The 8,431-nt window shown below is 74.2% G+C and carries 4 protein-coding genes and 1 pseudogene; 3 read left to right on the top strand and 2 right to left on the bottom strand.

Annotated features, from left to right (window positions below; genetic code table 11):
* Positions 1-257: 257 nt before the first annotated feature.
* From dxs to pflA, 3 genes are all read left to right on the top strand, one after another.
* On the top strand, positions 258-2,141 hold the full coding sequence (gene dxs, locus EBM89_RS18415; protein WP_122151086.1) for a 1-deoxy-D-xylulose-5-phosphate synthase: 1,884 nt from the start codon (positions 258-260) through the stop codon (positions 2,139-2,141).
* A 449-nt stretch (positions 2,142-2,590) separates the two neighbouring features.
* Positions 2,591-4,858 carry a formate C-acetyltransferase gene (pflB, locus tag EBM89_RS18410; RefSeq protein WP_122151085.1) on the top strand — a complete coding sequence of 756 codons (2,268 nt, stop codon included), beginning with the start codon at positions 2,591-2,593 and terminating at the stop codon, positions 4,856-4,858.
* Between the two features lie 92 nt (positions 4,859-4,950).
* Positions 4,951-5,877, top strand: coding sequence for a pyruvate formate-lyase-activating protein (gene pflA / locus EBM89_RS18405; RefSeq protein WP_122151084.1), 927 nt, complete (start codon positions 4,951-4,953; stop codon positions 5,875-5,877).
* 45 nt (positions 5,878-5,922) lie between these two features.
* Here the strand turns inward: pflA and EBM89_RS18400 are convergent, their stop codons facing one another.
* On the bottom strand, positions 5,923-8,091 hold the full coding sequence (locus EBM89_RS18400; RefSeq protein ID WP_122151083.1) for a 3-hydroxyacyl-CoA dehydrogenase NAD-binding domain-containing protein: 2,169 nt from the start codon (positions 8,089-8,091) through the stop codon (positions 5,923-5,925).
* 67 nt (positions 8,092-8,158) lie between these two features.
* Positions 8,159-8,431 (bottom strand): annotated as a pseudogene (locus tag EBM89_RS18395) (ribonuclease D); the annotation flags it as partial.

Genomic DNA, 8,431 nt, shown 5'->3' with positions numbered 1-8,431 from the left:
GGACGTGCCCGGCGGGCGCCTCGACGTCGCCCCGCCGGTGCCCGCGCCCCTCGGGGCCGTCGCCGTGCGCGGGCTGCGGGTCGCCGGGCAGCCCCTCGACGTCCGCGTGGACGCCGACGGCCGCGCCCACGCCACCACCACGGCGGACCTGGCGGTGCACGTCACCGGCTGATCTGCGCGTGCGGGCGCGAGCCACCGCCGTAAGGTGGGGGCTTCGGACGCGAGCCGCGCGGACGAGGGCGAACGGGCGGTGACGGATGGGCCTGCTGGACCGGGTGGGGTCCCCGGCGGACCTGCGCACGCTCAGCGCGTCGCAGGTGCGGGCGCTCGCGGCCGAGATCCGCGGGTTCCTCGTCGACCAGGTGTCCCGCACCGGCGGGCACCTCGGCCCCAACCTCGGCGTCGTCGAGCTCACGCTCGGCCTGCACCGCGTGTTCGAGTCGCCCCGCGACACCCTGGTCTTCGACACCGGGCACCAGGCGTACGTGCACAAGCTGCTCACCGGCCGCCAGGACTTCTCCCGGCTGCGCCGCAGCGGCGGCCTGTCCGGGTACCCCAGCCGCGCCGAGTCCGCGCACGACGTGGTCGAGAACTCGCACGCCTCCACCGCGCTCAGCTGGGCCGACGGCATCGCCCGGGCGAACGCGATCGCGGGGCGCACCGACCGGCACGTGGTCGCCGTCGTCGGCGACGGGGCGCTGACCGGCGGTATGTCCTGGGAGGCGCTGAACAACATCGCCGACGGCGCCGACCGGCGCCTCGTCGTCGTAGTCAACGACAACGGCCGCTCCTACGCGCCGACGATCGGCGGGCTCGCGCAGCACCTCGACGCGCTGCGCACCACCCGCGGCTACGAGACCGTGCTCTCCTGGGGCCGGAGCGCCCTGAAGCGCTCCGGCCCGCCCGGACGGCTCGCCTACGAGGCCCTGCACGGCCTGAAGAAGGGCATCAAGGACGTCGTCGCCCCGCAGGCCATGTTCGAGGACCTCGGCCTGAAGTACGTCGGCCCCGTCGACGGTCACGACACCGCCGCCGTCGAGTTCGCGCTGCGCCGCGCCCGCGCCTACGGCGGCCCCGTCATCGTGCACGTCATCACCGAGAAGGGCCGCGGGTACACCCCCGCCGAGCAGGACGTCGCCGACCGGTTCCATGCCGTCGGGCAGATCCACCCCGAGACCGGGCTGCCCGTCGCCCCGTCCCGGTTCGGCTGGACCGGCGTGTTCGCCGACGAGATCGTCCGCATCGGCACCCGTCGCCCCGACGTCGTCGCGCTCACCGCCGCCATGCTGCAGCCCGTCGGCCTGGCGCCGTTCGCCGAGCGGTTCCCCGACCGGACGTTCGACGTCGGGATCGCCGAGCAGCACGCCGTCACCACCGCCGCCGGAATGGCCTACGCCGGGCTGCACCCCGTCGTCGCGGTCTACGCCACCTTCCTCAACCGCGCCGTCGACCAGGTGCTCATGGACGTCGCCCTGCACCGCGCGGGCGTCACGTTCGTTCTCGACCGCGCCGGGCTCACCGGCGACGACGGCGCCAGCCACAACGGCATGTGGGACCTCGCGCTGCTGGGCGTCGTCCCCGGCCTGCGCCTCGCCGCCCCCCGCGACGAGGACACCCTGCGCGACGCCCTGCGCACCGCTGTGGACGTGGACGACGCCCCCACGGTCGTCCGCTACCCCAAGGGCGCGCTCACCGAGCCGCTGCCCGCCGTCGACGAGGTCGACGGCGTGGACGTGCTCGCCCGGCACGACGGCGCCCCCGGCGCCCGGTCCGTGCTGGTGTGCGGCGTCGGCGCCATGGCCCGCACCGGGCTGGCGCTCGCGGACCTGCTCGCCGCGCACGGGCTGCGCGTCACCGTGGTCGACCCCCGGTGGGTGCTGCCCGTGCCCGCCGCGCTGGTCAAGCTGGTGGGGGAGCACGACCACGCCGTCACCGTCGAGGACGGGGTGCGCGAGGGCGGCATCGGCTCCGCCGTCGCGCAGCGGGTGCGGGACGCCGGGCTCGCGACGCCGGTGCAGACGTTCGGCGTGCCGCGGTCGTTCCTCGCGCACGCGACGCGCGACAAGCTGCTCACGGCGCTGCGGCTGACGCCGGGTGACATCGCGGCCGACGTCCTCGCGGCGCTGCGCTCGGCGGGCTGACGCGCCCGGCGGGACGCATCTGGCCTGACACGCCCGGGCCTGACGCTCCCCGGTCCGACGTGCTCCGGTCTGACGCCTGGTCTGACGCGCGCCGGTCCGGGACGAGCGCGGGAACGGCCAGGCCCGCCGCGGTCCGGTGCGTGCTCCGGCGCACGGGGAGGTTCGGGCGGCGACGCCCGGGGCGCGAGGTCGGTGGTCGCTGACGAGGTCGGGGCATCCGGACCCCCGACCTCGTCGCGTAGCCCCGACCTCGCCAGCGGTGCGCTGGCGTGCGTGGGCGGGATCGGCTCGGTGCCGGCGGGTGCTGGCGGGCTGGTGCGCGCCGACGTGAGCACCGTCACGGTCGCGTTCTGGCTGGTCCGCGCGGGGGCGGGACGGAGGTCCCAAGACATCCCATGACCTCGTGAATAGCGTCACGAGTACGACGCACTCAGCGAGGGAGATCGCAGATGTCCACCACAGCAGTACCCCAGTCCGGAGCCGACACCGCCGTCGAGGCCTGGGACGGGTTCGTCACCGGTCCCTGGTGCGACGGGATCGACGTGCGCGACTTCATCCAGCGCAACTACACCCCGTACACCGGCGACTCGGCGTTCCTCGCCGGCCCCACCGAGCGGACCACCGGCATCTGGGCGAAGCTCAGCGCGATGTTCCCGGAGGAGCGCGCCAAGGGTGTCTACGACATCGACAACCACACGCCGTCGACGATCGTCTCGCACGACGCGGGCTACATCGACCAGGCGAACGAGCTGATCGTCGGCCTGCAGACCGACGCCCCCCTCAAGCGCGCCATGTTCCCCAACGGCGGGTGGCGCATGGTCGAGAAGTCGCTCGAGACCTACGGCTACGACGTCGACCCCGAGGTCGCGAAGACCTTCACGACGTACCGCAAGACGCACAACGACGGCGTCTTCGACGTGTACCCGCCGAACGTCCGCGCGGCCCGCTCCTCGCACATCATCACCGGCCTGCCGGACGCCTACGGCCGCGGCCGCATCATCGGCGACTACCGCCGCGTCGCCCTCTACGGCGTCGACGCCCTGATCGAGGCCAAGCGCGTCGAGCGCCACGAGCTGGACATGGAGCCGTCGGTCGAGGACATCATCCGCGACCGCGAGGAGAACGCGGAGCAGATCCGCGCGCTCCAGGAGCTCAAGCGGATGGCCGCCACGTACGGCTACGACATCTCCAAGCCCGCGACGACGGCCCGCGAGGCCGTGCAGTGGCTGTACTTCGCGTTCCTCGGCGCGGTCAAGGAGCAGAACGGCGCCGCGATGTCGCTGGGCCGCACCTCCACGTTCCTCGACGTGTTCATCCAGCGCGACCTCGCGTCGGGTGCGATCACCGAGGAGTTCGCGCAGGAGCTGATCGACGACTTCGTCATCAAGCTGCGCATCGTGCGGTTCCTGCGCACCACCGAGTACGACAACCTGTTCTCGGGCGACCCGACCTGGGTCACCGAGTCCATCGGCGGCATCGGCGAGGACGGCCGGTCGCTGGTCTCCAAGACGTCGTTCCGGTTCCTGCAGACGCTGTACAACGTCGGCCCGGCCCCGGAGCCGAACCTGACGGTGCTGTGGAGCAACCGCCTGCCGGAGGGCTTCAAGAAGTACTGCGCGCAGGTCTCCATCGACACCTCGGCGATCCAGTACGAGTCCGACGACCTCATCCGCACCTCCTGGGGCGACGACGCGGCCATCGCCTGCTGCGTGTCCCCGATGCGGGTCGGCAAGCAGATGCAGTTCTTCGGCGCCCGCGTGAACATCGCCAAGGCCCTGCTCTACGCCATCAACGGCGGCCGCGACGAGGTGTCCGGCAAGCAGGTCGCGCCGGTGTCCGCGCCGGTCGAGGGCGACGTCCTCGACTACGAGGACGTGGCGGCGAAGTACGACAAGCTGCTCGACTGGCTGGCCGAGACCTACGTCGACGCGCTGAACTGCGTGCACTACATGCACGACAAGTACGCGTACGAGCGGCTCGAGATGGCGCTGCACGACCGCACCATCCTGCGGACCATGGCCTGCGGCATCGCCGGCCTGTCGGTCGTCGCGGACTCGCTGTCGGCCATCAAGTACGCCAAGGTCACGCCGGTGCGCGACGAGGACGGCCTCGTGACGGACTACGTCATCGAGGGCGACTTCCCGACGTACGGCAACGACGACGACCGCGCGGACGACATCGCGGTGGGCATCACCAAGGCGTTCATGGAGAAGATCCGCCGCCGCAAGACCTACCGCGACTCGCTGCACACGCAGTCGGTCCTGACGATCACCTCGAACGTCGTCTACGGCAAGGCCACGGGCAACACCCCCGACGGCCGTCGTGCCGGCGAGCCGTTCGCCCCGGGTGCCAACCCGATGAACGGGCGCGACTCGCACGGCATGCTCGCCTCCGCGATGTCGGTGGCCAAGCTGCCGTACTCCGAGGCGATGGACGGCATCTCGCTCACCTCGACGGTCGTGCCCTCGGGCCTCGGCCGCACCAAGGACGAGCAGGTGACCAACCTGGTGGGCCTCATGGACGCGTACAACGTGTCCTCCGGCTACCACCTGAACGTCAACGTGCTGAACCGGGACACCCTCGAGGACGCCATGGAGCACCCCGAGAACTACCCGCAGCTCACCATCCGGGTCTCCGGGTACGCGGTGAACTTCGTCCGGCTCACGCGCGAGCAGCAGCTCGACGTGCTGTCCCGGACGTTCCACGGCGGGCTCTGACCCCCGAGCGGGCGCCCGCCGGGAGATGGACCCCGGCGGGCGCCCGCTGCTCTTCCCGCACCACCCCGCAGCACAGCCCCGAGGAGGCCGAGATGACCAGCACCGTCGAGCACGAGGCCCCCGCCTGCGGCGTGCCGTCGCCCACCGGCGCCGTGCTGGCCGAGGGCGCCCCGGTGATCGAGCTCGGCATCCCCGTGACGGGCGGCTCGCACCAGCGCTCGACCGCCGGGACCGCGGGTCTCGCGGTGTCGGACGCGGAGCGCAGCGAGAAGTTCGCGCAGATGCGCGCGGGCGAGCTCGGGTCGCTGCACTCGTGGGAGCTCGTCACGGCGGTCGACGGCCCGGGGACGCGGCTGACGACGTTCCTCGCGGGCTGCCCGCTGCGCTGCCTGTACTGCCACAACCCCGACACGATGGAGATGCGCCGCGGCGAGCCGGTGCTCGCCGAGGAGCTGCTGCGCCGCATCGGCCGGTACCAGGCCGTCTTCGAGGTGACCGGTGGCGGCCTGACCATCTCGGGCGGCGAGCCGCTGATGCAGCCCGCGTTCGTGGCCCGGGTGCTGCGGGGGGCGAAGGAGCTCGGGGTGCACACGGCCATCGACACGTCGGGCTACCTCGGCGCGCACTGCTCCGACGCGATGCTCGACGACCTGGACCTGGTGCTGCTCGACGTGAAGTCGGGCATCCCGGAGACGTACAAGAAGACCACCGGGCGCGACCTGCAGCCGACGCTGGACTTCGGACGTCGGGTCGCGGCGAGCGGCACGGAGATCTGGGTCCGGTTCGTGCTGGTGCCCGGGCTGACGGACGCGCCGGAGAACGTGGACGCCGTCGCCGACTACGTCGCCTCGCTGTCGACCGTCAGCCGCGTCGAGGTGCTGCCGTTCCACCAGATGGGGCGGGACAAGTGGCAGAGCCTGGGCATGGCGTACGAGCTCGAGGACACCGAGCCGCCCAGCCCCGACCTGGTGGCGCGGGTGCGCGGGCAGTTCCGGGACCGCGGGCTGACCGTCTTCTGAGTGGCCGTCTGCTGAGGGCGGCGCGCCACCGACCGGCGTGCGACGTCAGGCCGTGCCTGCTGTGTCCGCCGTGCCCGCCGTGCCCGCCGTGGCCGACGCCACACCCGGCGGCAGCAGCCGCCGCCCGAGCACCCGCTCCGACCAGCCCTCCCGGTCCAGCCACGGGCAGATGCCCCCGAGGTGCGCGGGCCAGCCCGCGCCGAGCAGCATCGCCAGGTCCACCTGCTGCGCCGCCGGGACGACGCCCTCGTCCAGCAGCAGCCCGATCTCCTCGGCCAGCCCGCGGGCGACCCGCTCCCGCACGGCGGTCTCCTGCGCGGTCCGCGACCCGGCGGAGGGTGCGCCGAACGCGTCCTGGATCGCGGGGTCGACCTCGGGCAGCCCGTGCGGGCCCGGGGCGGCGACGGTCCGGCCGTCCGCGACCAGCCGGTCCAGGCCGGGGGAGCGCGGGTAGCGGGGGCCGAGCTCGTCGTGCAGCGTGATGAGCACGTGCTGGGCGACCGGCAGCCCGACGAGCTGCAGCAGCGCGAACGGGCTCATCGGCAGCCCCAGGGGGCGCAGCGCGGCGTCGGCGGCGGTGACGGGGGTGCCGTCCTCGACGGAGCCGAGCACGTCGGCGAGCATCCGCAGCAGCACCCGGTTGACGACGAAACCCGGCCGGTCGGTGGTGCGGACGACGGTCTTGCCCGCACGCCGGGCCAGGTCCTCGGCGGTGGCGACCGCCTCCGGGCTGGAGGCGGACGTCGCGACGACCTCGACCAGCGGCATCTGCGCGACGGGGTTGAAGAAATGCAGGCCGACGACCCGCTCGGGGTGCGCGAGCCCGTCCGCCATCGCGGTCACGGACAGTGCGGAGGTGTTGGTCGCGAGCACGCAGTCCGGTCGCACGAGCGTCTCGACCTCGGCGAACACGGCGCGCTTGACGTCCAGCACCTCCGTGACGGCCTCGATCACGAGGTCCGCGTCGGCGAGGTCGCCGAGGTCGGTGCCGACCTGGATCCCGTCGAGCAGGGCCCGGGCGGAGTCCTCGGTGAGCCGCCCGCGCCGCACCTGCCCGGCGACGAGGTCCTGGACCCGGTCGCGTCCGGCGGCGGCACGCTCCTCGTCGACCTCGCGCATCGCGACCGGGACGCCGAGCCGCCCGCCGATCAGCACGGCGAGCTGCGCGGCCATCAGCCCGGCCCCGACGATGCCGACGCGGCGGACCGGTAGCGGCTCGGCTGTGGCCTCGGCCGCGGCGGACGGGCGCCGCGCACCGCGTCCGGTCAGGCCCGCCGCGTACAGGGCGGCCCGGGACTGCTCGGACAGCAGCAGCAGCGACAGCACCTCGTCCTCGACGCGGAACCCCGCCTCGCGGTCCCGGCTCCCGGCGCGGGCGAGCAGGTCGAGGACGTGCGCGTAGGCCGGTGCGGCGCCGTGCAGCCGGGCGTCCAGCGTCGCGGCGGCGCGGGTGACGGGGTCGGGCTCGCCGTCCGGGACCGGGGGGACCACGGCGCTCCGCCGGTCGGGCGTGCCGGAGCGCAGCACGCCCGCGGTCCAGGCCAGCGCCGCCCGGTCGAAGCCGTCGGCGGCGAGCACGGCGTCGACGAGCCCGACCTCGAGCGCCTGCTCCGCGGTGGTCAGCCGGTTGTTCGCCAGCGGGCGCAGCACGGCCAGGTCCACGGCGGCGGGCAGCCCGACGATCCGGGGGAGCAGCCAGCAGCCGCCCCACCCCGGCACGATCCCGAGGGTGGCCTCGGGCAGCCCGATCGACCGCACGCCCGCGACGACGACCCGGTGGTCGCAGTGCAGCGCGATCTCCAGGCCGCCGCCGAGCGCGTGCCCGGTGATCCACGCGAACGTCGGCACGGGCATCTCGCCCAGCAGCCGCAGCGTCGCGTGCCCGGCCTCCGCCAGCGCGCGGGTCGCGGTCAGGTCGTGCAGGTCGGCGGCGGCGGCGAGGTCAGCCCCGGCGACGAAGCAGCCCTCGCGCCCGGTCACGGCCACGGCCACGACCTCGCCCGCCTCGGCCCGCGCGCGCACCGCGAGCAGCGCGTCGCGCAGCACGTCCAGCCCGCGCGGCCCGAGCGTGGTGGGGCGGCGCGCGTCGGTGGCGGTCAGCGTGAGCAGGGCGAGCGTCCCCCCGTCGTCGGGCAGGGCGACGTCGGTGGCCTCGACGCGCAGCACGTGCGAGTCGGCCTCCGGGGGGAGGACGGGCGAGGACGGGTGCGACATGGGGATCTCCCGGGACGACGGTGTCCGACCGCCCGACCCTAGCCGGGACCTCGCCCGTGTCGCGCGCTCAGGACGCGAACGCCTCCGCGAGCCGCGGGGCCATCAGCGCGACCTGCCACGGTCGTGCCCCGCCCGCCGTCAGCCGCTCGGCCAGGTGCTCGGCGTCGGCGGGCGACGGCGGTGCCCAGCAGACCCGGCGCAGCAGGTCGGGCTGGAGCAGGTTCTCGGCGGGGACGTGGTGCGTCGCAGACAGCTCGGCGACCACGGCGCGGGCGGCGGTGAGCCGGTCGGCGGCCGCGGGGTCGCGGTCCGCCCACGCGCGCGGCGGCGGCGGGCCGTC

The sequence above is a fragment of the Cellulomonas triticagri genome, assembly GCF_003696205.1.
Taxonomy (GTDB): Bacteria; Actinomycetota; Actinomycetes; order Actinomycetales; family Cellulomonadaceae; genus Cellulomonas; species Cellulomonas triticagri.
The sequence above is the reverse complement of the archived record's forward strand: the minus strand, read 5'-3'. Positions and strand labels throughout refer to the sequence as shown.